The 24,831-nt window shown below is 70.1% G+C and carries 18 protein-coding genes; 7 read left to right on the forward strand and 11 right to left on the reverse strand.

The window, feature by feature from the left end; genetic code table 11:
* Positions 1 to 12: 12 nt before the first annotated feature.
* The 3 genes from ABNQ40_RS08220 (at position 13) to ABNQ40_RS08230 (ending at position 2,282) form a co-directional block, all read left to right on the forward strand.
* Positions 13 to 297, forward strand: coding sequence for a type II toxin-antitoxin system RelE/ParE family toxin (locus tag ABNQ40_RS08220; protein ID WP_247879446.1), 285 nt, complete (start codon positions 13 to 15; stop codon positions 295 to 297).
* On the forward strand, positions 290 to 658 hold the full coding sequence (locus ABNQ40_RS08225; protein WP_109047058.1) for a helix-turn-helix domain-containing protein: 369 nt from the start codon (positions 290 to 292) through the stop codon (positions 656 to 658). Before ABNQ40_RS08220 ends, ABNQ40_RS08225 begins: the two co-directional genes overlap by 8 nt.
* Before the next feature lie 145 nt (positions 659 to 803).
* Positions 804 to 2,282: a carbohydrate-binding domain-containing protein gene (locus tag ABNQ40_RS08230; RefSeq protein ID WP_348982883.1), complete on the forward strand. Its 1,479-nt coding sequence runs from the start codon at positions 804 to 806 to the stop codon at positions 2,280 to 2,282.
* Positions 2,283 to 2,345: 63 nt separating this feature from the next.
* Here the strand turns inward: ABNQ40_RS08230 and ABNQ40_RS08235 are convergent, their stop codons facing one another.
* Both ABNQ40_RS08235 and ABNQ40_RS08240 read right to left on the reverse strand, forming a co-directional pair.
* Entirely contained in the window at positions 2,346 to 3,857 is a 1,512-nt protein-coding gene (locus ABNQ40_RS08235; protein WP_109047097.1) for an HlyD family type I secretion periplasmic adaptor subunit, read from the reverse strand.
* A gap of 15 nt (positions 3,858 to 3,872) precedes the next feature.
* Positions 3,873 to 6,146: a type I secretion system permease/ATPase gene (locus tag ABNQ40_RS08240; protein ID WP_247879445.1), complete on the reverse strand. Its 2,274-nt coding sequence runs from the start codon at positions 6,144 to 6,146 to the stop codon at positions 3,873 to 3,875.
* A 227-nt stretch (positions 6,147 to 6,373) separates the two neighbouring features.
* Between ABNQ40_RS08240 and ABNQ40_RS08245 the strand changes: the two genes are divergently transcribed.
* Together ABNQ40_RS08245 and ABNQ40_RS08250 are read left to right on the forward strand one after the other, a co-directional pair.
* Complete coding sequence (locus ABNQ40_RS08245) at positions 6,374 to 7,426, forward strand: hypothetical protein (RefSeq protein ID WP_391346206.1); 1,053 nt, start codon at positions 6,374 to 6,376, stop codon at positions 7,424 to 7,426.
* A 224-nt stretch (positions 7,427 to 7,650) separates the two neighbouring features.
* Positions 7,651 to 8,907 carry an MFS transporter gene (locus ABNQ40_RS08250; RefSeq protein WP_109047057.1) on the forward strand — a complete coding sequence of 419 codons (1,257 nt, stop codon included), beginning with the start codon at positions 7,651 to 7,653 and terminating at the stop codon, positions 8,905 to 8,907.
* A 19-nt stretch (positions 8,908 to 8,926) separates the two neighbouring features.
* Here the strand turns inward: ABNQ40_RS08250 and ABNQ40_RS08255 are convergent, their stop codons facing one another.
* Entirely contained in the window at positions 8,927 to 9,112 is a 186-nt protein-coding gene (locus ABNQ40_RS08255; RefSeq protein ID WP_146255364.1) for a hypothetical protein, read from the reverse strand.
* Here ABNQ40_RS08255 and ABNQ40_RS08260 point away from each other — a divergent pair.
* Positions 9,096 to 10,334, forward strand: a complete 1,239-nt coding sequence (locus tag ABNQ40_RS08260; protein ID WP_109047094.1) for a glycosyltransferase — start codon at positions 9,096 to 9,098, stop codon at positions 10,332 to 10,334. The genes ABNQ40_RS08255 and ABNQ40_RS08260 overlap by 17 nt on opposite strands.
* A 249-nt stretch (positions 10,335 to 10,583) precedes the next feature.
* On the opposite strand, the gene ABNQ40_RS08265 is transcribed toward ABNQ40_RS08260, so the two are convergent.
* Positions 10,584 to 14,927: a DUF4347 domain-containing protein gene (locus ABNQ40_RS08265; protein WP_391346210.1), complete on the reverse strand. Its 4,344-nt coding sequence runs from the start codon at positions 14,925 to 14,927 to the stop codon at positions 10,584 to 10,586.
* A gap of 581 nt (positions 14,928 to 15,508) precedes the next feature.
* Between ABNQ40_RS08265 and ABNQ40_RS08270 the strand changes: the two genes are divergently transcribed.
* A complete protein-coding gene (locus tag ABNQ40_RS08270; RefSeq protein WP_109047056.1) occupies positions 15,509 to 16,207 on the forward strand; it encodes an SGNH/GDSL hydrolase family protein in 699 nt (232 codons plus the stop codon).
* A gap of 24 nt (positions 16,208 to 16,231) precedes the next feature.
* On the opposite strand, the gene ABNQ40_RS08275 is transcribed toward ABNQ40_RS08270, so the two are convergent.
* From ABNQ40_RS08275 to pseB, 7 genes are all read right to left on the reverse strand, one after another.
* The gene (locus tag ABNQ40_RS08275; protein ID WP_109047055.1) at positions 16,232 to 16,957 is read right to left on the reverse strand and encodes a hypothetical protein; all 726 of its coding nucleotides are present in this window, start codon (positions 16,955 to 16,957) and stop codon (positions 16,232 to 16,234) included.
* Positions 16,958 to 17,161: 204 nt separating this feature from the next.
* Positions 17,162 to 17,752 (reverse strand): YigZ family protein, encoded by a 591-nt coding sequence (locus ABNQ40_RS08280; protein ID WP_109047054.1) that lies wholly within the window; start codon positions 17,750 to 17,752, stop codon positions 17,162 to 17,164.
* Between the two features lie 7 nt (positions 17,753 to 17,759).
* Positions 17,760 to 20,168: a calcium-binding protein gene (locus tag ABNQ40_RS08285; RefSeq protein ID WP_109047053.1), complete on the reverse strand. Its 2,409-nt coding sequence runs from the start codon at positions 20,166 to 20,168 to the stop codon at positions 17,760 to 17,762.
* 96 nt (positions 20,169 to 20,264) lie between these two features.
* Positions 20,265 to 20,561, reverse strand: a complete 297-nt coding sequence (locus tag ABNQ40_RS08290; RefSeq protein WP_098734685.1) for a hypothetical protein — start codon at positions 20,559 to 20,561, stop codon at positions 20,265 to 20,267.
* A 132-nt stretch (positions 20,562 to 20,693) separates the two neighbouring features.
* Entirely contained in the window at positions 20,694 to 22,268 is a 1,575-nt protein-coding gene (locus ABNQ40_RS08295; RefSeq protein ID WP_109047052.1) for a flippase, read from the reverse strand.
* A gap of 208 nt (positions 22,269 to 22,476) precedes the next feature.
* On the reverse strand, positions 22,477 to 23,724 hold the full coding sequence (locus ABNQ40_RS08300) for an aminotransferase class I/II-fold pyridoxal phosphate-dependent enzyme (RefSeq protein ID WP_109047051.1): 1,248 nt from the start codon (positions 23,722 to 23,724) through the stop codon (positions 22,477 to 22,479).
* On the reverse strand, positions 23,724 to 24,749 hold the full coding sequence (pseB, locus tag ABNQ40_RS08305; protein WP_247879444.1) for a UDP-N-acetylglucosamine 4,6-dehydratase (inverting): 1,026 nt from the start codon (positions 24,747 to 24,749) through the stop codon (positions 23,724 to 23,726). The genes ABNQ40_RS08300 and pseB overlap by 1 nt, the downstream gene beginning before the upstream one ends.
* Positions 24,750 to 24,831: the final 82 nt, after the last annotated feature.

Consider the following 24,831-nt stretch of genomic DNA (forward strand, 5'->3'; position numbering starts at 1 on the left):
CTTTCCATTGCAATGTACATTGCAAAGAGCAATAATTTTGCTATGCACACGATCAGATACACCGCAGCCGCCTTGAAGGCTTTGCGCCGGATGCCGCGCAACGTCGCGGATCTGATCCGTCAAAAAGTGCAGGACGTGGCGGCAGACCCAGCGACAGCCCGAAACGTGAAGAAGCTCAAGGGCCGCGACGGCTACCGGCTGCGCGTCGGAGACTGGCGGGTCGTCTACGACATCGAGGATGGGGTTCTGGTGTTGATCGTGATCGATGTTGGACCGAGAGGAGGCATTTATGACTAGTCCGGCGCAGATCATCCGCGACGGCAACGGCAAAGCCGCCTTCGCCGTGCTGCCGATTGCCGAATATGAACGCCTGCTGGAGGCCGCCGACGAAGCCGCCGCGATCCAGGCTTACGATGCCTACCGGAATTCCTCTCCGGAAACCTTTCCCGACGAGGTCGCGGAACGGCTGCTAGGAGGAGAGCATCCAGTGAAAGTGTTCCGCGACCACCGCGGCCTGACGCAGACGCAGCTCGCCGAAGCCGCCGGCCTCAAGCAGTCCTACGTCTCGCAGATCGAAGCCGGCACGCGGAATGGCTCGGTGGACGCCTTGAAGCGGATCGCCGAAGCCCTGCGTGTGGAGTTGGACGACCTGACCTGATCTCCATGCGCCCTCTATGCGCCGTCGCATAAGGGGCACCACGCCCGAAATCCGCCCCGTCCTTATCATCCGAAGGCCACATCGTCAGCCCGCATACTCCGCCCCGCATCTTCATCGACGACGGCAGCAGGACGGGACCGACAGCATGGCGAACAGCACCTATACCGGCCGGGGCGAGACGGTCGTCGTCATCGACAGCGGATGGTCGCCGACCTGGGAATCCGCCGCGCGCATCGTCTATCAGCACGACTACGCCAACAACGACGCCGATGCCCGCAACCCCAACGCCGACACCCATGGCGCCCTGGTGACCTCCAGCATCCTGTCGCAGGCGCCAGACCTCAACATCGTCGCGCTGAAGGTGATCCCGGACAACACCTCCACCGCGTCGGGGGCGGCGATCGAGCAGGCTCTGCAATGGGTGGTCGCCCATGCGTCCGACTACAACGTCGTCGGCGTCAACCTGTCGCTGGCCGGCGGCTCCGCCACGTCGGAGATGACGACCCTGCTGTCGGACGAGCTGGCGAGCCTCGCCGCCAAGCGGGTGCTGGTGTCGGCCGCCGCCGGCAATGCCGGGCAGAACGGGACGGCGACCGACGTGTCCTATTTCGCCGCCGACCACAACACGATCTGCGTCAGCGCATCAGGCGGCGACGGCACCATGCCGGGCTGGGCCCAGCGCAATCCGGGCATCACCGACCTGTGCGCCGACGGCACCGACATCCGGCTGACCGATCTGGCCGGGCGGACGGTGACGGCCAACGGCTCCTCCTTCTCCGCACCCTCGGTGACCGCCGCAGTGGCGCTCGCCCAGCAGGAGGCCATCGCGTTGCGCGGCAGCGCCCTGACCCAGGACGAGTTCCTGTCGCTGGCGAAGCAGACCGGCACGCCGGTCGCCGGCACCGGCTACACCGACCTCAACACCCAGGCGCTGCTGGCGAAGATCGGCCAACTCTATGGTACGACGGCGACGCCGACGGTGCCGGACCCCACCCCCGGCCCCGGCCCCGGTGCCCCCGCCACCACCACGGCCGCCATCCTGGTCAACGCCAAGGGCACCGCGGCGGCCGGCGTGAACGCCCACTTCACCCTGCTGGTCGACGGCCATGCGGTCGGCAGCGCCACGGTGGGCGCCGCGGCCAAGAACTACGCCTTCACCGCCACGGTGTCGGCCGACAGCGCCCACAAGGTGCAGATCCAGTACGACAATGACGGCTTCGCCGGCGGCCAGGACCGCAACCTGTTCGTCAACAGCGTCAGCGTCAATGGCCACGGCTATGCCGCCACCGATGCCGCGGTGACCTACGACAAGGGCGCGCTCGACGGGCACGACGTGGTCAAGGGTCAGAGCGGCCTGTGGTGGAACGGCACGCTGGTGGTCGCCGCCGACAAGAGCCTGTTCGGGGTGCAGGCCCCCGCGCAGGCGCAGGTGGCGGAGCTTCAGGCCAGCGACCTGCTGGGTCACGCCGTGTCGGCCAATGCGGCCACATACGGGACGGACGCGCACGAGACGGCGGATGTCGCCGGCTGGACGCCGGACCTGCTCCCGGCCTTCCAGTATGCCGACCATGGCCTGCACGCTTGGCACGACGCGCACGACATGGCGCATGGGATGGCGGCGTAACGGGACCCGTACAGGAGCAGCGTTCCTCTCACCGAGGGGGCGCTGCTCCTCCGGGAGGAGAGATTACCGCTCGTGCATGGCCTCCTGGGCGCTGCGCGAGAGGGGGGAGAGCAGGTAGTCGGCGATGCGGCGGCGGCCGGTCTTGATCTCGGCGCTGACCGTCATGCCCGGCTGCAACCGCGTCTGCTTGCCGTCGACGTCCAGCGTGTCGCGGTCCAGCGCGATGCGGGCGGCATAGACCGACCCGGCCTCCGGCGTCTTCGCCGCGCTCTTGTCCGTCCCCTTGTCGGCCTGCTGCTGCTGTTGCACGGCGTCGCTGGACAGCGAGGCGACGCGGCCGGGAATCAGTCCGTATTTGGTGAAGGAAAAGGCCTCCACCTTCACCTCGGCAACCTGACCGGTCTGGACGAAGCCGATGTCCTTGTTGGGGATGAACGCCTCGACCTCCAGCCGGCTGTCCTCCGGCACGATAACCATCACCGGCTGGGCGGTGGTCACGACACCGCCCACCGTGTGGACGGCCAGCTGCTGGACATAGCCGTCCACCGGGGCGGTCAGCCGCAGGAGGTCGACCTGCTGCTCGGCCTTGGCAAGCTCCTGCTCCAGCGAGGCGGCCTTGCGCTCGGCCTCGGCGAGGTTGGTGTAGAGCTGGCGGCGGAACTCGGCCTCGGTCTGGCGGCGCTGCTCGGCGGTGGCGGCGATGGAGGCGTCGGCCTCCGTCAGCTTGATCTTCTGGACCAGAAGCTCCTGCTCCTGCCCGACCAGATCCTGCTGGAGCTGGAGATACTGGAAGCGGGACGAGGTGCCGCGCTTCGACAGGTCGTACAGCGCCTCCGCCCGCTCGCGGATCAGCGGCAGGGTGGCGTTCAGCTTGGCGATGGTCTGCACCACGGTGGCGCGGTCGGCCTCGCGCCGGGCCTGCTCGCGGTCGAGCGCGGCCAGCTTGGCGCGCTGCTCGGCGATCTGGCTGGCGAGAAGCTGGCCCTGCATCCGCGCCAGTTCGGGCGACAGACCGGCCGGGGCGGCGAATTCGGCGTCGGGGTTGCCGTTCACCACCTCCAGCGCCGCCCGCAGCCGCGCCGCCTCGGCCTTCGCCGCCGACAGGTCGGAGCGGATGCGGTCGCGGTCGGCGGCGGCCTCGGTCGGGTCGAGTTCAATCAGGGTCTGGCCGGCCTTGACCAGCTGGCCGTCCTCCACGGCGATGGCGCGGACGACGCCGGTCTGCATCGGCTGGATGGTCTTGGTCCGGCCGCTCGGCACCACCCGGCCCTGCGCCACCGCCACCACGTCGACATGGCCGAACCATGCCCAGGCGCAGGCCGCGGTGAAGGCCAGCATGATGACCGCGGTGAAGGTGCGCGCGGTGGGAGAGGGCGGCCGTTCCAGGATCTCCAGCGCGTCGGGCAGGAAATCCATCTCGTCGCGGCGCCGCTTCTGCGGCCGGCCCTGGAATTTGGTCGGTGGACGCGGCCCACCGGGGGTGCCCGGCGCGTTGGCCGGCGGCCTGACGCCCGGAGGGGTGGCAGGAGTGGGAGTACCGGGGGTGGTCTTCACCGCGGCGGTCGTCTTGCTCATGGCGTTCATTCCCCCTTAGCCCGCAGCCCGCTGTTCGATCAGCCCGTCCGTGGGCGGAGCGCTGCCCGGCAGCTGCCCCATCTGGCCGCGGAACAGCGTGGCGTACCGCCCGCCGCGGCGCAGAAGCTCGTCGGGCGCGCCGTCCTCGACGATGCGGCCGCGCTCCACCGTGACGATGCGGTCGGCGATGGCGACGGTCGACAGGCGGTGGGCGATGATCAGCACGGTGCGGCCGGCGCAGATGCGGCGCATGTTGGCCTGGATGATCCGTTCGGATTCATGGTCGAGGGCCGAGGTCGCCTCGTCGAAGATCAGGATGCGCGGGTTGGTGACCAGCGCGCGGGCGATGGCGATGCGCTGCCGCTGCCCGCCCGACAGGCTGGCGCCGCGCTCCCCCACCACCGTGTCGTAGCCGTCGGGCAGCTCGACGACGAAGTCGTGGGCTCCGGCCAGCTTCGCCGCGGCGACGACGCGGGCCATGTCCATGGTCGGGTCGGTCAGCGCGATGTTCTCGCGGATGGTGCCCGAGAACAGGACATTGTCCTGCAGCACCACGCCGATCTGCCGGCGCAGCCACACCGCGTCGGCGGTGGAGAGGTCGGTGCCGTCGACCATCACCCGCCCGCGCTCCGGCACATGGAAGCGCTGGAGCAGCTTGGCCAGCGTGCTCTTGCCCGAACCGGACGTGCCGACGATGCCGACCACCTGCCCCGCCGGGACATGCAGCGACACGTCGCTCAGCGTCTCCGGCCCGTCATGGCGGTAGCGGAAGGTGACGTGATCGAAGCTGAGGTCGCCCTTGATCGCCGGCATGGCGGCGCGGCCGGCGCTCTGCAACGGCTCGGGCGCCGTGTTCAGGATGTCGCCGATGCGGTGCATCGACAGCCGCACCTGCTGGAAGTCCTGCCACAGCTGGGCGATGCGCAGCACCGGCTGGACGACGCGGCCGGCGAACATGTTGAAGGCCACCAGCTCGCCCACCGTCAGACTGCCCTCGATCACCAGCTTCGCCCCCAGCCACAGCACCAGCATGGTCGAGATCTTGGAGACGAACTGCACCGACTGGCTGGCGACGTTGTTCAGGTTGCCGGCGCGGAAGCCGGCCCGGACATAGCCCGACAGCTGGTCCTCCCAGCGGCGCTGCATGCGCGGCTCGACCGCCATCGCCTTGACCGTCTCGATGCTCGACACCGTCTCGACCAGGAAGCTGTGGTTCTCGGCGCCGCGGGCGAACTTCTCGTCCAGCCGGCGGCGCAGGATCGGCGTCGCCACCAAGCTGATGGCGACATAGACGGGGAAGGAGGCCGCGACGATCGCCGTCAGCATCGGGCTGTAGACCAGCATGACGCCCAGGAACACCACGGTGAACAGCAGGTCCAGCACCAGCGTGATGGTGGAGCTGGTCATGAAGTTGCGGATCGTCTCCAGCTCGCGCACGCGGGCGACGCTGTCGCCGACCCGGCGCGACGCGAAATAGCCCATGGGGAGCGACAGCAGCCGCTGGTACAGCTTGGCCCCCAGCTCCACGTCCAGCCGGTTGGCGGTGTGGGCGAAGGTGTAGGTGCGCAGGCCCCCCAGCACCGCCTCGAACAGGATGACGGCCAGCATGCCGGCCATCAGCACGTCGAGCGTGCCCAGGCTGCGATGCACCACCACTTTGTCGACCACCACCTGGAAGAACAGCGGCGTCACCAGCGCGAACAGCTGGATGAAGAAGGAGGCGAGCAGCACCTCGCCCAGGATGCCACGGTATTTCCAGGCGACCGCGCCGAACCAGCGGGCGTCGAAACGCGGCTGGCCCATGCCCATCGTGCCCTTGCGGCCGAGGCAGATCAGCCGGCCGGTCCACAAAGGCTCGAAGCCCTCACGGTCGAGGATGCGGGTCTGGTTGGTCGCCGCGTCATGCACCAGCACACGGTCGCCGCCGGCCTTGGCCAGCACCAGGAATCCGCCGTCGGGGCCGGGGACCAGCGCCGGCAGCGGCGTGCGCTCCAGCCGCTCCCACTTGGTCTTCACCACGCGGGCCTTGGCGCCCAGCCGGTGGGCCTGGCGGACCAGCCCGGTCAGGTCGGGGGATTCGCCGCCGCAGGCATGGCGCACGCCGTCATAGTCGGCTGGAATGCCGAGGATGCGCAGCGCCGACACCAGCCCGGCGATGCCGGGATCGAGACGGGGGCCAGGATTGGGGCCGGAATTGGGGCCGGGGCTTGGACCTGTTTGGGCGCCAGGGGGAGGGGAGGAGGTGTCCCGCACCGGATCGGCCGGCGATCCGTCTCGCATCTGTTCCATGAAGGCTTCCCGGTTCCGAAACTCTAAGGGGTGGCGCCGAACGGCTGCGGCCAACCGAAGGTGAGCATCGGGTCCCCGCGCGGCCACCCGAACGATGGGGTACCCCGCATCGTTGGTGTTCGAAGGGAGGGAGCCGAAGGGCCACCGGGCGCTCTTCCGTGGTTTCCCCTATGGTCCACCTCGCCAGTCTGCTTTTTCTAGACCCGGTGCGGTGCTTGGGAGTAGGCATGCAGGACAGCCGGGCCAGCGGGACCGGCGCCGTTTTCCCTACGCCGGAAAAAGCCGCCTTGTCGCCGATCCCCCAGCTCCTGCGCCTTCTGATCCTGCTGCTGACGCCCTTCTGGCTGTCGCTGGCGGTGGAGGGGCTGGGCCTGTACGGGTCGATGCCGTCGCTGCTGTCCAGCTGGCGCCGCCCCGCGGACGTGGACACCGCCACGGCGCAGCCGACCGGCTGGCGGGAACGCGCCTATCTGGCCGCCAATCCCGACGTCGCCGCCGCCGTCCGCAGCGGACAGCTCTCCAGCGGCTACGCCCACTATGTCCAGCAGGGCCGCGCGGAAGGCCGCCGCGGCGGCTTCGTGGAGCAGGTCAGGAAGCCGGCGGAGGCGCAGCCCGCCGCAAGCCAGCCGGCTCCCGTCCAGGCTGCTCCCAACCAGGAAACTCCGGCCCAACCGGCTCCGTCTCCCGCCTCCGTCCCGGCTGCCCCGCTGCCGGCGGCAAAGCCCGAACCGCAGGACGCCGCCCCCGCCCCGCGGACGGAGCCGGCGGTGGAAATCCTGCGCCCCGGCGTCAAGCCGGTCCCCGACGCGCCCGCCCGCCCGAATCCGATCCAGACCGTGGCAAGCACCGCGGCTCCCCGCCATGTGGAGCGCATCCGCACCGCCAACGGCGGCGACGGGCTGCGCGTCGTGATGGATTTCGACCAGGAACCGCGCTTCGAAACGCCGGTGCGCCGCCCCGACGGCCGGCTGGAGATGACGCTTCCCGGTACGCAGTGGCAGGCCCCGGCGGCGGGCCGCCTGCCGGCGACGGCGCTGGGCTACCGGGCGGAGCGCACCGGCAGCGGCACCCGCCTGCTGTTCAGCGACGAGGATGGCGGAAGCGACGGCAAGGGGGATGGCAAGGGGGATGGCAGGGGGGACGCCAAGGGCGAAGCGGTCCGGCTTCTCGCCGTCTCCACCCTGGCCCCCGAGAAGGACCGCGGCCACCGTCTGGTGATCGATCTGATGCTGCCCTCCATGGCGCCCTCCACGGCGAAGCCCGACCGCAAGAGCCGCTGAAACACCCGCTGGGCCAAGCTGTGCCGGCGGCGCTTGGCCGCGGCCATACCCCCATCGTCTTCGGGGTTGTGCTGTTTGGCCGGATCGGTTAGCTGTCTGTCAGTCGTCAGTCACACTGGCCGTAAGCGTTCAACGTCAACCAACGCACTCAACGATCCCCAGCGGTCGGAGTGCGTTCGCTTGTTCGGAACGCGCGTCGACCGCGGACCAGTGTGGAGCACACCATGCGTCCCCAGCCGACATACGATCCGGCACGCGGCCAGCCGCAAAATCCCTCGCACGACACATCGCCGGACCGGTCCCAGGCCCGCCTGTTCGTCCTGGCCGCCATCCTGTTCGTCTCCTATCTCTGCGTCGCCATCTCCCTTCCGGTGACGCCGCTGTTCGTGACCCAGACCCTGGGACTGGGCAATTTCTGGGCCGGGCTGGGCGTCGGCAGCGCCTTCCTCGCCACCATCCTCACCCGCAGCTTCGCCGGCAATTTCGTGGACGGCGGCGGCGCCAAGCCGGCGGTCGCCCGCGGACTGGCGCTCTACATCGCCGGCGGGCTGGTCTCGCTCGGCGCCGGCCTGCTGCCGCACCTGCCTTGGGCCGGACCCTGGACGGCATTCGCCGTGCTGGTGGCGGGACGCCTGCTGATCGGGCTGGGCGAGAGCCTCGTCGGCGTCGGCGTGATCGCCTGGGGGATCGGCATCGTCGGACCGCAGCGCTCGGGCAAGGTGCTGGCCCTGGTCGGGGCGGCGCTGTATGGCGCCTTCGCGGCGGGCGGGCCGCTGGGCCTCCTGCTGCTGGACGGCATCGGCTTCGCCGGCACCATGGCGGTCGGCGCCCTGCTGCCGGCGCTGGGGCTGCTGGCGATCCGCCCGATGGCGGGGGTCGCGGCCCATCCCGGCGCGAAGCGCCCGCCCTTCCGCAGCGTGCTCGGCCGGATCTGGCTGCACGGCGCCGTCGTCAGCCTGCAAGGCATCGGCTTTGCCGCCATCGGCGCCTTCTTCACCCTGCACTTCGTCCATGAATCCTGGCCGTTCGCCGGGCTCGGCCTAACCGCCTTCGGGGTCGGATTCGTGCTTGTCCGCTTCGCCTTCGGCCATCTGCCGGACCGCATCGGCGGCCTGCCGGTGGCGATGGGGTCGCTGGCGGTCGAGGCGGTCGGCCAGTTGCTGGTCTGGAGCGCCGGTGACCCCACGCTTGCCCTGGCCGGCGCCTTCCTGACCGGGCTCGGCTGCTCCCTGGTCTTTCCCGCCATGGGCCGGGAGGTGGTGCATCTGGTGCAGCCGCATCTGCGGGCGACGGCGCTCGGCGCCTTCGCCGCCTTCCAGGACGTGGCTTATGGCCTGACCGGCCCGGTGGCCGGACTGCTCGCCGACCGGGCCGGTTACGGCAGCATCTTCCTGCTGGGCGGAGCCGCGGCGGCGGTCGGCTTCCTGACCGCGCTCCATATGCGCCGGACCCTGGTCGCCGCCAGCCCCCCGCCGGTTTGACGGCGATCTCGGGGCCGCTTCAGCAAGCCGGATCGGATCGCGCGAAACCAAAGAAGCCTTGAAGCGTAAGAGGCCGGAACTTCCAGCGCATCACATCGAAAACGGGAAATTCCGGCAGCGCTTCGCCGTGCTGCCATGGCATGATCGCCCGCTTCCGCAGCCCCTTCCGCCGGACCGTGACGCCCTCCATGAAGATCCTGTTCATCCACCCCGCCTTTCCCGGCCAGTTCAAGGCCCTGGCGCCGAGCCTGGTGCAGCGCGGGCACACGGTCCATGCCCTGAGCCGGACGATGGAGGTGCCGCCCGGCTGGGGTGGGGTCACCGTGGTTCCCTACGCACCGTCACGGGCACCGGCTTTCGGCGTCCATCCCTGGGCCGCTGACTTCGAAATCAACACGATCCATGGCGAGGCCCTGTTCCAACGGGCGCTGACGATGACGGCGGAGGGCTATGTTCCCGACGTGATCGTCGCCCATCCCGCCTGGGGCGACAGCCTGTTCGTGAAGGACGTCTGGCCGCAAGCCCGGCTGGGCATCTATTGCGAATATTATTACCGGGCGGAGGGCGCGGATGTCGGCTTCGATCCCGAATTCCCGGTGCGCGATGCCGGCGATCCATGCCGCCTGCGCCTGAAGAACGCCGCGAACCTGCTGCAGTTCGAGACCGCCGACGCCGGACTGTCTCCCACCCGCTGGCAGGCCGACGGCTTTCCCAGCCTCTTCCGCGACCGCATCACCGTGGTGCATGACGGCATCGACACCGAGGCGGTGGCCCCGAACCCCGACGCCTGCGCCACCCTGAACGGCACGCTCACGCTGACGCGGACGGACGAGGTCGTGACCTTCGTCAACCGGACCCTGGAGCCCTATCGCGGGTATCACAGCTTCATGCGCGCCCTGCCGCGGCTGCTGGCCCGGCGTCCCCGGGCCCATGTGCTGATCGTCGGCGGGGCCGGGGTCACCTATGGGGCGCCGCCGCCGTCGGGAAGCTGGCGGGATGTCTTCATCGAGGAGGTGCGCGGCTCCATTCCGGAGGCCGACTGGTCACGGGTGTTCTTCCTGGGCAACATTCCCTACGACCATTTCGTTCCGCTGCTCCAGCTTTCCTCCGTCCACGTCTACCTGTCCTACCCCTTCGTGCTGAGCTGGAGCGTGATGGAGGCGATGAGCGCGGGCGCCGCCGTGGTCGCCGGCGATACCGCTCCGGTTCGCGAGGTCATCGAGCATGACCGGACGGGATGGCTGGTGGACTTCTTTGACCATCGGGCACTGGCCGACAGCGTGGCCGATCTGCTGGCGGACCGGGCGGCGCGCGACCGGCTGGGCGCCGAGGCCCGCGCCTTCATCCACGCCAACCACGATCTGCACACCGTCTGCCTGCCACGCCAGTTCGCCTGGATCGATGAGTTGGCGGACGGACGGGGCTAAGGGGGCCTGCCATATATTCATGAAATCATTATATAGAATAATGGGCATAAACCTTGCTTTGTGCCGGCTTCCTCCCGCCCGGATGCGGGGACCGAGGCATTCGCGCCACCCCATCGGCTGAGGCGGCGGCTTTCAAAAAAGAAGGGCGGCTTGCCGCCGCCCCCATGGTTCCAACACGATAATTCCAACCGACATCCACCCGATGTCCGCCGGCGGCCATGGGCTGCCGGCGGACAGGCGGGAGGGGGTTTACGCCGGAAGCTCCGTCCGCTGCCGGGTGGAGAGCCCGCCGTCGCCCGCCGCCAGCAGGCCGGACGCCGTGCCCGACGAGGCATCGTGGAAGCCGCCGTCGATGCCCTGTGCCTGCGACCCGGTCATCCCAGCCGCCAGCATGGTGACGGCGATGGGCGCCTCTCCGTTGGCAGCCGCCATGGCCTCCGCCGCGGTGGAGGTGCTGCGCTTGATGTAGGCCAGTTCGACCGCGGCATCGCTGGTGCCGAACTCCGAGGCGATCTCCGGATGGCTCGCCAGATAGGCCGTCGGGTTGAAGGCGGTCAGCGACCGGTTCTCGGCATAGCCGTTCTGGACATAGTGGATCTCCGCCGCCTGGACGTCGGGACCGAAGGCCTGGATCAGGTCCGGGTTGCTGGCGATGTAGCGCAGCGCGTCGAAGCCCTGGGCCGGCCGGCCCTCGGCCTGGCCATGCTCGATGTAATGGCGGGCGGCGGCGTCCGCATTGGTGCCGAAGGCGACCGCCAAGTCACGGTTGGCCGCGAGGTAATTGTAGCCGTCGAAGGTCGCGGTCCGCCCCTCGGCATAGCCGCTCTCGATGTAATGCCGGGTGCCGGCATCGGCGTTGGCGCCGAAGGCCGCCGACAGGTCCGGGTAGGAGGCGATGTAGGCGAGCCCGCTGAAGTTGGGGTGCCGCCCCTCGGCCTGGCCGTGCTCGATGTAGTGGCGGGCGGCGGCATCCGTGTTGGTGCCGAAGGCGGAAATCAGCTCGGGGTAGGAAGCGGTGTAGGCCAGCGGGTTGAAGGTCACCGTCCGCCCCTCCGCCTGCCCGACCTGGAGGTAATGCTGGGTCGCGGCGTCGGTGTTGGTGCCGAAGGCGGCGATCAGATCCGGGTAGGAGGCGATGTAGGCGAGGGCGTTGAAGCCGGCCGGCAGCCCGCCGGCGGCCGGCGGGGTGGTGGAGGCGGGATCGGCCGCGGGCACCACCTGCAGGGCGATGCTCTGCGCCGCGACACCGCCATGGCCGTCGGCGACGATGTAGGCGAAGGACCCGGCATCGCCGGCCGCACCGGTGGCCAGGAAGGTCAGCCCCGGCAGGTCGGCCGCCGTCAGGGTCTGGTTCGCCGTCACGGTGCTGCCGTCGGCCATCCGCACGATGCCGCCGCCGGGCAGGCCGGCCACCGTCACCGTCAGCGCGTCGCCGTCGATGTCGGCGGGGGCCGCGATGCCGAGCGACACCGCCGTCCGGTCCTGGGCGCTCACCGTCTTGTCGGCCTGCACCGTCGGAGCATGGTTGACGGCCGGCTCCACCACCGGATCCACGACCGGATCCGGCGAGGAGGTAACGGGCGGCGGCGGGGGAGGGGGCGGCGGGGGCGGCGAGACGATCGGTGCGGCCTCCACCGTCAGGGCGACGCTCTGGGCCGCCGAGCCGCCATGGCCGTCGGCAACGCTGTAGGAGAAGGCCCCGGCGTCGCCGACCGTACCGGAGGCGGTGAAGGTCAATGCTGCGAGCTGGGCGGTGGTCAGGCTCTGGTTCGCCGTCACCGCCGTGCCGTCGGCCAGCCGGATGATGCCGCCGGCCGGCAGGCCGGTGACCGTCACGGTCAGGGCGTCGTTGTTGGCGTCGGTCGGGGCGGCGATGCCAAGCCCGACCGTGCCGCCGGCCTGGGCCGTCATCGTCTTGTCGGCCTGCGCCACCGGGGCGGCGTTCACCGTCAGGGCGACGGTCTGGGCCGCCGTGCCGCCATGGCCGTCGGCGACGCTGTAGGCGAAGGACCCGGCATCGCCGACCGTGCCGGCGGCGGCGGTGAAGGTCAGGGCCGTCAGCTGGGCGGCGGTAAGGCTCTGGTTCGCCGTCACCGCCGTGCCGTCGGCGAGCGCCAGCGTGCCGCCGGTCGGCAGGCCGGTCACCGTCACGGTCAGGGTGTCGTTGTTGGCGTCGGTCGGGGCGGCGATGCCCAAGGCGACCGGCGTACCGGCCTGGGCCGTCACCGTCTTGTCGGCTTCGGTCACCGGGGCGGCGTTCACCGTCAGCGCCACGGTCTGGCCGGCGGTGCCGCCATGGCCGTCGGAGACGGTGTAGGCGAAGGAGCCGGCATCGCCGGCCGTGCCGGCGGCGGCGGTGAAGGTCAGGGCCGACAGCTGGGCAAGCGTCAGGCTCTGGTTGGCGGTGACGGCCGTGCCGTCGGCCAGCTGGATGGCGCCGCCGGCCGGCAGGCCGGTGACCGTCACGGTCAGGGTGTCGCCGTCGGCGTCGGTCGGGGCGGCGATGCCGAGAGCGACCGGAGCGCCGGCCTGGGCCATCACCGTCTTGCCGGCCTCCGCCACCGGGGCGTTGTTGGCTTGAACGATGGTGACGCTGCCGCCGCTGCCGACCTGGAACTGGCTGGCCGCGAAGCTGCCGGTCAGCGTCACCGCCAGATCGCTGCCGACCCGCAGGGTGGTGGAAGCGGCGCCCGTCTCGACCTGCATGGTGCTCAGATCGGCGCCCGTCATCACCAGCCGGTCGCCGACGGCGGCATCGGCGATGGTGACGGCGCCGGTGGTCCCGGCGGCGATGCGGATGACGTCGTCGCCGCCATTGCCGGTGACGGTCGCCCCCGCCCCGACGGTCAGGTCGTCGGCGCCGGCGGTGCCGGTCAGGGCGACCCGGCCGAAGCCGGTGGCGCCGGACAGATCCACCGAGGCTCCGGTGCCGGACGCGGTCACGGCGAGCGCATTGCCGTTGCCGGTCAGCGCCAGCCCGGCCAGCTGCGAGGCGGCGAGCGTCAGGGTGGCGCCGCTGCCGGTCACGTCGATGGCCTCGATGCCCGACATCGCCACCCCGGACAGGTCGGCGCTGCCGGCGATGCGCAGGGTGTCGGACGCCGCACTGCCGGCGATGACCTCGAAGCCGGCCGCCTGGGCGCCGGTCAGGGTGACGTCATGCGCCTTGCTGCCGGTCAGCTCCAGCCGCTCCACCCCGGTCAGCGTCATCCCCGTCAGGTCGATCGCGGGGGAGGCGACGGCGGTGTAATATTCCAGGTCGTAGCCGTTGTAGCTGCTCAGGTCGTCGGAGTGGATCTCCAGCGTGTCGGTGCCCTCGCCGCCGTCGAAGCTGACGGTGCCGGCATCGTACTGGCTGACCACGATGTAGCGGTCGTTGCCGGCCTCGCCGAAGATCTGGTCGGCCTGGGCCTGGCCGTAGCTGCCGGCGCTGACGATGCCGGCGAGGATGGTGTCGTCGCCATCGCCGCCATGGATGGTGTCGCGTTCCCAGTCGCCCTTCAGCAGGTCGTTGCCGTCCCCGCCATAGATCAGGTCGGCACCGCCGCCGCCGGCCACCGTGTCGTTGCCGGCGTCGCCGTGCAGCTCGTCATTGTCGGCGCGGCCATAGATCAGGTCGTTGCCACCGCCGCCGAAGACGGTGTCGTTGCCGTCGCCGGCCTCCAGCGTGTCGTTGCCGGCCCCGCCATGCTCCAGGTCGTCGCCGCCATGGCCCCAGAACCAGACGGCGGTGTCGCCGGCGGTCAGGCTGTCGGCATGCTCCGACCCGACCCAGCGCTGGATGTCGACGAAGGTGTCGCCCGCCGCTTCGCCGGTGTTGTTGGCGCCGTCGGTCAGGTCCAGCGTGACGCCGGTGGTGGCGTTCTCGTAGGTGACGATGGTGAAGCCGTTGCCGCCGACATAATGGTCGGCGCCCAGCCCGCCGTTCAGCGTGTCGCCGGCCGACTGGCCGCTGTTGCCACCGCCGACCAGCGTGTCGTCGCCCAGCCCGCCGATCAGGCTGTCGTTGCCGGTGCCGCCGACGATGCTGTCGTTGCCGGCCCCGCCATTGATGGTGTTGCCGGTGTCGTCGCCGATCAGCGTGTCGTCGCCGTCGCTCGGCGTGCCGGTGTAGGCCAGCCGGTGGACCCAGGCGTCGGTGTCGGAGACGGGCAGGGCCGCGGCGACGGGCCCGGTGGTCACGTCGAGATCCCAGGAGGCGCCGAGCGACGGATGGCCGACCGGATGGCTGGCGGCGGCGACGCGGGCACCGGTCGCCTGGGCGAGCGCCTGGACGAACCGGCCGCCGTCGGCGCCGGTGTCGCAGGCATGGATCAGGATCTCGGTGTCCGGGGCCTGCGGCCAGGTCCGTCCATCCGCCTCACGGCCTGACAGCGCCGCGATGTCGAGCCGGCCGGCGCCCAGCCGGACCGCGCCCGGCTCGCCATGGGCCAGCAGATGGATGGCGGCGGGACGGTCGGCGAGTGCGGCGGCGAGAGCCGCCCCGCCATCCTCATCGGCCGCGACCCGGACGATCCGGACATCGGGCCGGCAACGGTCGAGCAGCAGATCGAGATCGTCGAGGCTGGCGTCCGCAATCAGTACGTCGCGCACGGATGGTCCTCCTTGATGGCGGCAGGGCAGAAAAGCTGGCAGAGGAGCTGGGACAGGGCAGTCCATCGGCCGTCGGTCCAAACCGCATTCGGTGATGATTATTGAGGCCAATCGGCCGTATTCACCCAAATGTGAGGAGGAAGACGCCGCTAACAACTCAATAAAGCGGAGTATCTCCGGCAAGAATGGGGGAGACTTGCAGTTAAATAAAAAGAAGGCAGGCTCATGCGCATGCGGGGATTTCGTCTTTTCTCCATACCACCCAGAGATATTCCAAAAAATCCGCCTTCTGATAGGGAACCTTTTTTCCCACACGAAAAAGTGGTATGTCGGTCCCGGCCGGAGGCTTGGCCCGGAACCGCCACAAGGCGGACCGTGACAAAGGGAATCGAAATAAAGAGGGGGCCGCGACAAGGCTCCAAAGTTCAGCGGCGCAATGTCCGGCCCCAACCCCATCGGGGGTTGCGCAGACAAAGATCCCCGCAGCACATCGCCGGTCCTGGACGCCGGTCTGCAACCCGGATTGTTGGCTTCTGCCGGGATGTCGGTATGGTGAGCGGCAAGACGGGCAGAGGCAGGCGATGCACAGCTGGTATTTCGTCGGTGACAGTCATGTTCAGGCTTTTGAGACTGCCGCCACGCTCGGTCTGCTCCGCCGCCCGTCCCGGTTCCTCATCGTCCCCGGCGCCACGGCCGTCGGCCTGCGCAATCCTGAAAGCCACACCCAGGCCATCGCCCATTTCCGGGAGGCGCTGCTGCCCGCCCTGCCGGACGTCGTGCCGGTCATCCAACTCGGCGAGGTCGATTGCGGCTTCGTCATCTGGTGGCGGGCGCAAACGCTGGGCGAATCGGTGGAAGCACAGTTGGCCGCGTCCATAGAGGCTTATGCCTGTTTCATCGACACGCTGATCGATGCCGGCTACAGACGGGTCGTGGTGACCGGAGCCGTCCCTCCCACCATTCCCGATGGACATCGCCAAGGTGCCGTGGCGCGCGCCCGCCACACGGTGACCGCAAGCCTGCGCGACCGCACCGAGCTGACGATGCGCTACAACCGGCTGCTTGCGGCGGAAGCGGCCCGGCGGCGAATTCCCTATACCGACATTTCCGCCCATGTCCTCGATGCCGGAATCGGCCTGATCGCCGACGCCTACCGCAGCCCCAACCCGCGCGACCACCATCTGCATCCGATCCGGGGTGCCCACGCCTGGGCCGAGGCGATCAATGGCCTGGAGAATGACCAGGAGGCCCGGCTGGACAGGCAGCCGGCAGAGTGCTGACGTCCTTCTGACGGCAGGCCATTCTCAGACCGCGCCGCGCCGTGACGGCGAACGGGTTTCCACCACCGCGAAGGCGATCAGCAACCGCCGCTCGCAGGGGGCCGCAACCGGCTCCACCCCATGGAACGAGCGGTCGGACGGCGCATAGACCAGCAGATGGTTGGGACGGTATGGAGCCTGGGCCACCAGCTCGAAATCCGCGCGCGGGTAGCGGTCCATCCCCCGTCCGCGGAAATCGGGATCGCGGGGCCGGTACAGCGCCGTACCCAGAGAGGATGCCTGCGGGTTGGGCGGGCCGCTGTCCGCCGGCATGTAGAGCAGCATCGAGAACATCGTCGCCTCGATGTCCGTGTGCGGCAGCATGGCGTGGCCGGTATGGTCCTCGATGATGCGCATGTTCGGCACCGGCGGCGCATCGACCCAGCCCAGCTTGTCGCGGACCTGGGGAAAGCGCTCGGCCATCGACGCGACGATGGCGGGGTTGAACAGGCAGTCGCGCACGTCCCGCCACACCGCCGCCTGCTCCCCGTCGCAGCGGGACAGCCAGCTTTCGGTCAGCGGCACCTGATGGCGCGCCGGCAGATCGCCGGCTTGAAGGATGCCGAAGGCAGCGGGCTCCGGCCATTGGGCGCAGGCCCGGGCGTAGAGGTCGGCGGGCAGGAAGTCCGGCACGACCAGATGGGGGAAAGGGTCGGTGCTGATCGCCGTATTGGACAAGCGGTTCAGAGCGTGCAATGCGGCGGTGGTCATTCATCCTCCCGATACTACCGGAGGAACAATAGCAACCCACGCCTAGTCGGGCAACGGGCCGGGCAACGCGCCTGCTCCGTACTCCTCATGCACGGACGGCGAGGGCCTGCTGGCTTTCAGCCCTGCCGCGCCTCCCCGCAAGGGGCGGCAAAAAACACATAAGAATGCTTATGGAAAAATATGTTTCCGCCGGTCCGCGCCCGTTCATTCCCCGCCGCGCTCGACCACCGCCTGTCCACGGGAAATGTCGGTGACCAGCCGGACAAAGGCATCGGACCGGTCCTGGGGAAGCGTGACCAGAAGCTGGACCCCGTCGGCGGTGAAGCCGGTGGTCTCCACCCGCGCGCCGGGGAAGTTGCCGAGGCTGGAGCGGATGCGCGCCTCCTCGGCGAAGCCGCAGGCGACGGACAGGGTGGCATAGGCGACGATGGGCTCGCGCTCCGCCGCCTTCAGGCAGCTTGCCGCCGTGCCGCCATAGGCGCGCACCAGCCCGCCCGCCCCCAGCAGGATGCCGCCGAACCAGCGGCTGACCACCACCGCCACCCGGTCCATCCCCTGCCCTTCGATGGCCTGGAGGATCGGCCGACCTGCCGTCCCGCCCGGTTCGCCGTCGTCGCTGAAGCGATAGACGTCGCCGACCCGCAGAGCCCAGCAATTGTGCCCGGCATCCGGCATGCTGGACGCGGCGATGAAGCGGCGCGCCTCCTCCTCGCTGCCGGCCGGTGCGGCCTGGGCCAGGAAGCGGCTCTTCTTGATGTCCTGTTCGAACCGTTCGGTCCTGATAAGGGTGAACATCGCCGGCCTACAGCACGAAGTCGAAGGCGGAGAAGCTGTAGTTGGCGATGTTGACCTGGATGCGGAAATCGACCGTCCGGTCGCCGTTCACATCGCCCTCGATCAGCGTCACCGAACCGGACGCCTGATAGCGCAGTTGGCCCGCCGCGCTGAAGGCGGCGGTGCCGATGAAGGTGAAGGCGTCGTTCGCGGTGGTGCCGGCGATGGCGTCGATCTCCGACAGGTCGATGCGGTCGCCCTCGGCGCCGGCGGTGGCATAGCTCGCCAGCCCCTTCAACGCCTCCGCCGCCACGACGGCGCCATTGAAATTGACGATCACGTCGGGGGCGGCCAGGGTGGATTCGTTCGGGTTGCGGATGGAGAAGACATCCGCCCCGGCACCGCCGTCCAGCAGGTCGGCGGCATAGCCGCCGATCAGCGTGTCGGTGCCGTTGCCGCCCAGCAGCACGTCCTCGTAGCCGGTGACGGTGTCGTTGGGATTGACCGAGATCTCGTGGCTGCGGTCGGAATAGACGTCGCCGAACAGCACGTCGTCGCCGCTGCCGCCGCGCAGCACGTCGCTGCCCAGCCCGCCATAGAGCGTGTCGTTGCCGGCGCCGCCGTCCAGCCAGTCATTGCCGGCCCCGGCGTCGAGCCAGTCGTTGCCGTCCTCGCCCAGCAGGGTGTCGTTGCCGACGACGTCGATCACGTCGCCGCGCATCAGGTCGTCCCCCGCACCGCCGAACATCAGGTCGTTGCCGGCCCCGCCCTCCAGCTGGTCGGCGCCGTCGCCGCCCAGCAGGACGTCGTTGCCGGCATTGCCGAACAGCGTGTCGTTGCCGGCCAGTCCGGCGATGGTGTCGTTCCCGCCGCCGCCGCCGATGGCGTCGTTCTGAAGCCCGCCCACCAGATAGTCGTTGCCGGTGGTGGCCGCGGCCGAGACGGTCAGCCCGCTCAGCGAAGGCTGGGAGAAGCTCACCAGGGACCCCAGCGGATAGACCCCGTCGGTGGCCTGCAACAGCTCGATGCCGGTCAGCGTGTCGGTGCCGTCGGGACCGCTGACCTGCAGGGTGCCGCTGCCGTCGAAGGACAGGCTGTAGGAGGCGAGCGCGCCGGTCAGCACGAAGCTGTCGATCCCGGCAAGCCCGTCCACCGCGTCGCTGATCGGGTTGCCCAGCGCGTCGTAGGCGGCGCTGCCGCCCAGCGTGTCGTTGCCGGTCGTGCCGGTCACCGCCACCGGCGCACCCTGCGGGATCAGCAGGTCCGCCGCCCAAGCCGGGGCGGCGGCGGCCATGGCCAGCCCTTCGGCGGCAGCCGTCACGGACCGGCCGGGCGTCACCCGCAGCGGCCGGCCCTCGCTGCGGCCGAAGGAGAGGTAATGGAGCTTGGCCGCGGTGGCGTCGCCGCCGGTGGCCGCCGCCACATCGGTGTTGGCCGCCAGATAGGCGGCGGCGTCGAAGGTGACGCCGCGTCCCTCGCCCCGGCCGAAGCGGGCATAATGGACCACCGCCGCCGCCGGATCGATGCCGACGGCGGCCAGCACGTCCGGGTTGGAGGCGAGATAGCCGTAGGGGTCGAAGCCGGCCGTCCGCCCTTCGCGGGCGCCATAGGCCAGGTAATGCCGGATGGCAGCCCCGGCATCGAGGCCGACCGCCGCCAGCACGTCCGGATTGGCGCCCAGATAGCCCAGCGCGTCGAAGCCGCCCAGGCTGCGCCCCTCGTTCCGGCCGTTCCAGGCGTAATGGGCCGCCGCGGCGATCGCGTTGTCGCCGAAGGTGGCGGCAAGGTCGCGGTTGGCCGCCAGATAGCTGCGCGCATCGAAGGCAAAGGCCGCCGGGGGGGCGGTGCGGCCGTCGACGGTCAGCAGCTCGACATCGGTCAGGGTATCCGTGGCGAGGCTCGACACCACGGCATAGCGCCGGCTGTCCAGCGCCACCACCACCGGCGTCTCCGCGCGGTAGCTGCCACCCTGTGCGGCATAGCGGCGCGGGTCGGCGGTGTAGATGGCGCGGTCGGTGCCGGCACCGCCGTCGAAGCTGCGCCCGCCGGGGATTCCCAGATAGACGCTGTCGTTGCCGTCCGCCCCGACGAAGCCGTCGATCTGCTGGAAGATGCGGGCGCCGAGCCGGTCGAGCGTCCCGCCGGTCAGGGCGACATCCAGCCCTTCGATGCGATAACGCAAGAGCCCGGCCGCATCGCGGTCGGTCAGGCCGGTGAAGCGGACGGACGCCGCCGCCCCGCTGCCGGCGGAGGCATAGTCGAGCGTGGCGGCATGCGCCCGGCCGGCGACCGTGCGGGTGACGGTCTGGCTGCCGGCACCGGCGGCGATGGAGGAGGCATCCGGCACGGTGGTGAAGGCATCGGCGACGAAACCGTTCGCCAGCCGGGCCTCATCCAGATCGAGGGCGAAGCCCTGCCCCGCCACCAGCCGTGCCATGCACGCTCCCCCAAACCCCTACCGCAGGACGGCACCGGCCGCCGGGTCAGGGCCGATCACGCAACGCCAACCGGATGACGCGATCAGATGACGCGATCAGATGACCTGGAGATAGGCCGGGTCGAGCGCGCCGTGACGGAACGGGATCCAGTCCTTGTGGTCGGCGCGGTACTGCAGGCCGTAGGGGTTCTTGAAGAAGATCTTCTGCAGCGGCTGGCCGCCTTCGGCGCGGGTGCGCTCCAGGTCGATCAGCGCCGACGAGGCGAACACCTTTTCCCACAGCTCGGTGTTGTCCACCTCGCGGCCGGCGTTCTTCACGTAATCGCGCGCGGTGTCGCTGAGCTGCCAAGCCTCTTCGACCATCGCGTAATAGTCCACAGTACCCTCGGCCATGGCCTTCGAACTCCAACCAGCGTTGCACAGAGTTTCCGCTCACATAGCGCATTTTCGGCGGCAAAGGAACCACCTGCGCGCCGCAGCGGCCGGGCATGGCCGGACCCGGCCGGCGATGCCCCGATCAGGATGTTACGGGCGGTCCGCCGCCGCTCCGTCGATGGCCTGCCCGTTCATCCGCGGTGCCGGCAGCGCGGCGGGCAGCGGGACCGCCCGGTTCTTGCGCAGCGGGGCGGCCAGCTTTTCCCAGGACCGGGTCCGCAGCAGCCGGCCGGCGACCCCCAGCCCGACAGCCAGCAGGCCGGTCAGGCTGATCGCCGCCCCGACCGGTCCGCCGACCAGGAGGCCGGCCAGCCCGGCGACCCCGGCCAGCAGGGCGCGCAGGCCGATGGTCAGCGCCACCGTCCCGGTCCCCGGCGCCAGCCGCGGCAGCAGCACCAGCAGAAGCCCGCAATCGACCGCCGTACGCAGGCTCCAGGCCACGGCGGCGCCGACCGCGCCATAGCGCTCGGCCAGCAGCCACAGCACGCCGAGATAGACCGGCAGCTCGGCCAGTTGCAGGCGCGCCGTCACGTCGACGCGGCCGACGCTCTGGATCAGCGTGTTGGGCACATAGGCGGTGGCGTTGAAGAAGACGCCCAGCATCAGGATCGACAGCACCGAGGCGCTGTTGGCGGCGAAGGCCGGCCCCAGCCACAGCTCCAGCGCCGTCTCGCCGCCGACGATGGTGGCGGCCTGCATCGCCAGGAACACCGCGAGCGTCAGGTGGCCGCCGGCATCCAGGATACGGCCCAGTGCCGGCGGATCGCGCCGGAACAGGCTGGAGGCCAGCGGGAACAGCGCCAGCGACAGGGCGCCGGGGATCACCATCAGCCGCGACAGCAGCTCGAACGGGGTGGTGTAGAAGGCGACCATCGCCGCCGGCACCAGGCTGAGCAGGATGAAGCGGTCGGCATAGAGCATCGCCGGGCCGACCAGATTGTTCAGCATCATCCAGGCGCTCATGGTGAACAGCCCGCGCAGGGCGGGGCGGCCCCAGCGGGCGGGGCGCAGCAGATCCGGCACTTGGCCCACCGCCAGCACGCCATAGCCGACCAGCCCGATGAAGCGCCCGACCGCGATGGCGGCGATCACCGGCACCAGGCTCTGGCTGAAGGGCAGCACGAAGAGCGGGCTCAGGTAGTTTAGCACCCCCACCGTCATCCGCACCAGGCTGATCGGGCGGAAGCGCTGGTGCGCCTCCAGCACGCCGCGCAGACCGGCGGAGATCAGCGCGATGGGCACGATGGCCGCCGCCACCAGCAGGCTGAGCCGGATCTCGTCCGGCGAGGTGCCGGTCTCCAGCTGGAAGCGGTCGGCCAGCAGCCCGGCGCCCAGCGCCACCGCCCCGCCGGTCAGGATGCCGATGGCGCCCATCAGGGCGATGGCCGGCCCGGCGATCCCTGCCGTATTCGCCAAGCCCTGCCCTGCCTCCTCAAGCGTCTCCCCGGGCCCGCCCGCATGGCCGATCCGGTCGGCGACGACCTGCACCAGCGACCGTCCCAGCCCGAGGTCCAGCACGCCCAGATAGCCGAGCAGCGCCCAGATCAGGGTCAGCGCGCCGAAGCGCTCCATCCCGACGGCGGAGATGAGCAACGGAATCGACAGCAGGGCCGCCGCCATGGGCAGCCCCTCGCCGAGCAGATTCCAGAGCGTGTTGCGAAGCAAATTCGGAGGTCCGTACGCGAAACACTGTGAAGAGGCGTTCGGGACGACCCGACCCCGGTCATCCGGCTCTCCAGCCGTTCGACCTAGGTCTATGCCCTCCTGACGACGCCATTGTTATCGGTCCATCCTGTCCAAAACGCTAACGGAATCGCTTGGGCGAAACGGTTAGGACCCTGAACGGCCGCCCGTGTTCCGGGCTGGACACCCGTCAGGACAGGACCCGTTCCAGCGCCGCGGCGACCCGGTCGACGTCGCCGTCGGCCATGGTCGGGAACAGCGGCAGCGACAGCGTCTGGGCGTAATGGCTCATGGCGCCGGGCAGGGCGAGGTCGCCGTAGCGGCGGCGCCAGTAGGGTTGGCGATGGACCGGGATATAGTGCACCTGGGTGCCGACGCCCAGGGCGCGCAGGGCCGCCATCACGGCCGAACGGGTCCGCCCGGCCGCTGCGAAATCGATGCGCGCGGCGCACAGGTGCCAGGCCGGCCGGCACCAGGGCACCAGGGCCGGCGGCCGCACCAGCGGAGCCAGCGGCGCCAGCCGTTCGGCATAGAGCGCCATCAGCCGCGCCCGCCGTTCGACGAAACGGTCGAGCCGGCCGAGCTGGCTCAGCACCAGTGCGGCATGGATGTCGGACAGGCGGTGGTTGAAGCCCGGCTCCGCCATCTCATAGTACCAGGGGTTGGCGTTTCCCTCCGCGTCCAGGGCGGCGTCGGGATCGGCGAAGCCCTCCCCCGGATCGGGCGTGCGCATCATGCCGTGGTTGCACAGGCGCCGCACCCGCGCCATCAGCGCCGGGTCGCTGCCGGTGACCGCCCCGCCCTCGCCGGCCGCGATGGTCTTGACCGGATGGAAAGAGAAGACGGTCAGCGATCCCGCCTCCACCTCCGGCCGGCCGGCGCCGACCGGCACCTCACGGCCGCCGGACAGATCCGCCGTGCCGATGGCATGGGCGGCATCCTCGACCAGCGCCAGCCCCTCCGCCTGCGCGAACGCCGCCAGCCCATCCATCGGGGCGGTCTGTCCGGCATAATGGACGGGGGCGAGGGCGCGGACGCGCCAGCCGGCCTTGGCCGCGCGGTCGATGGCGGCCTCGGCCTCGGCGACGCCCATCAGGCCGCTGTCGGGATCGACGTCGGCGAAGGCGACCTCGGCGCCGGCATGGCGGGCGGCCGATGCGGTGGCGAGGAAGGTGTTGGACGGCACCACCACCGCGTCGCCCGGCCCGATGCCCAGCGCCGCATAGGCCAGCCGCAGCGCCGCGGTGCCGTTGGCGCAGGCCACCGCGTCCGCCGCCCCCACCCTCGCGGCGAGCGCCCGCTCGAAAGCGCCGACCGCCGGCCCCTGGGTCAGCCAGTCGCCGCGCAGCACCGCCGCCACCGCGGCGATGTCCTCCTCATCCACCGACTGGCGGCCATAGGGAAGGAAGGGCAGGTCCCCTGTCGAGGGGCTCGCCATCAGGGCGCTTCCGCCAGCAGGGTGCGCAGCCGCTCGCCATCGAGCCAGTCGTCGTTGCCGTCGCTGGCATACCGGAAGCCGTCGGCCACCGGGCGGGCGTTCAGCCGCTCGTACGGCGCATGCTGCCAGAAGGTGAAGGCCGGCTCGATGACATAGCGGTCGGCCAGCTCGTAGGTCTGGCGGGAATCGTCCTCGGTGATCATCACCTCGTGCAGCTTCTCGCCCGGCCGGATGCCGACGATCCTCTGCGGCAGGTCCGGCGCCATGGCGCGGGCGAGGTCGGCGATGCGCAGGCTGGGGATCTTCGGCACGAAAATCTCGCCGCCCTGCATCATGGCGAAGCAGGACAGCACGAAATCGACGCCGTGCTGCAATGTGATCCAAAAGCGGGTCATCCGTTCGTCGGTGACCGGCAGATGGTCTGCCCCCTCGGCGATCATCTTGCGGAACAGCGGCACGACGCTGCCGCGCGACCCCACCACATTGCCGTAGCGCACCACCGCGAAGCGGGTGTCGAGCGCGCCCGACAGGTTGTTGGCGGCGATGAAGATCTTGTCCGACGCCAGTTTGCTGGCGCCATAGAGGTTGATCGGGTTGGCCGCCTTGTCGGTCGACAGCGCGACAACGCGCCGCACCCCCATCGACAGCGCCGCCCGCACCACGTTCTCCGCCCCATAGACGTTGGTGTGGATGCATTCCATCGGATTGTATTCGGCGGCCGGCACATGCTTCAGCGCCGCGGCATGGACGCAGAAATCGACGCCGCGCATCGCCAGCTCCAGCCGCTCGCGGTCGCGCACGTCGCCGATGAAATAGCGCAGCGTCGGCGCCCACTCCGCCGGCATGCGCTGCTGCATCTCGTACTGCTTGAACTCGTCGCGGGAGAAGATGATGACCCGGCGCGGCTTGGCATGGCGCATCACCGTCTCGACGAAGCGGCGCCCGAAGGAGCCGGTTCCCCCCGTCACCAGGACCGACCGGCCGTCCAGCATGCGCAAGCCCGCCTCGAGCCCGGTGCCCGACATGTCGGACCCATCCGCAGGGATCCCCGGCTTCGTCGCGCCCGCCTTGCTGGAATGTGTCGTCACCGCCGGTTCCGTCCTTTAA

The organism is Azospirillum sp. A23 (assembly GCF_042938965.1).
Lineage (GTDB): Bacteria > Pseudomonadota > Alphaproteobacteria > Azospirillales > Azospirillaceae > Azospirillum > Azospirillum melinis.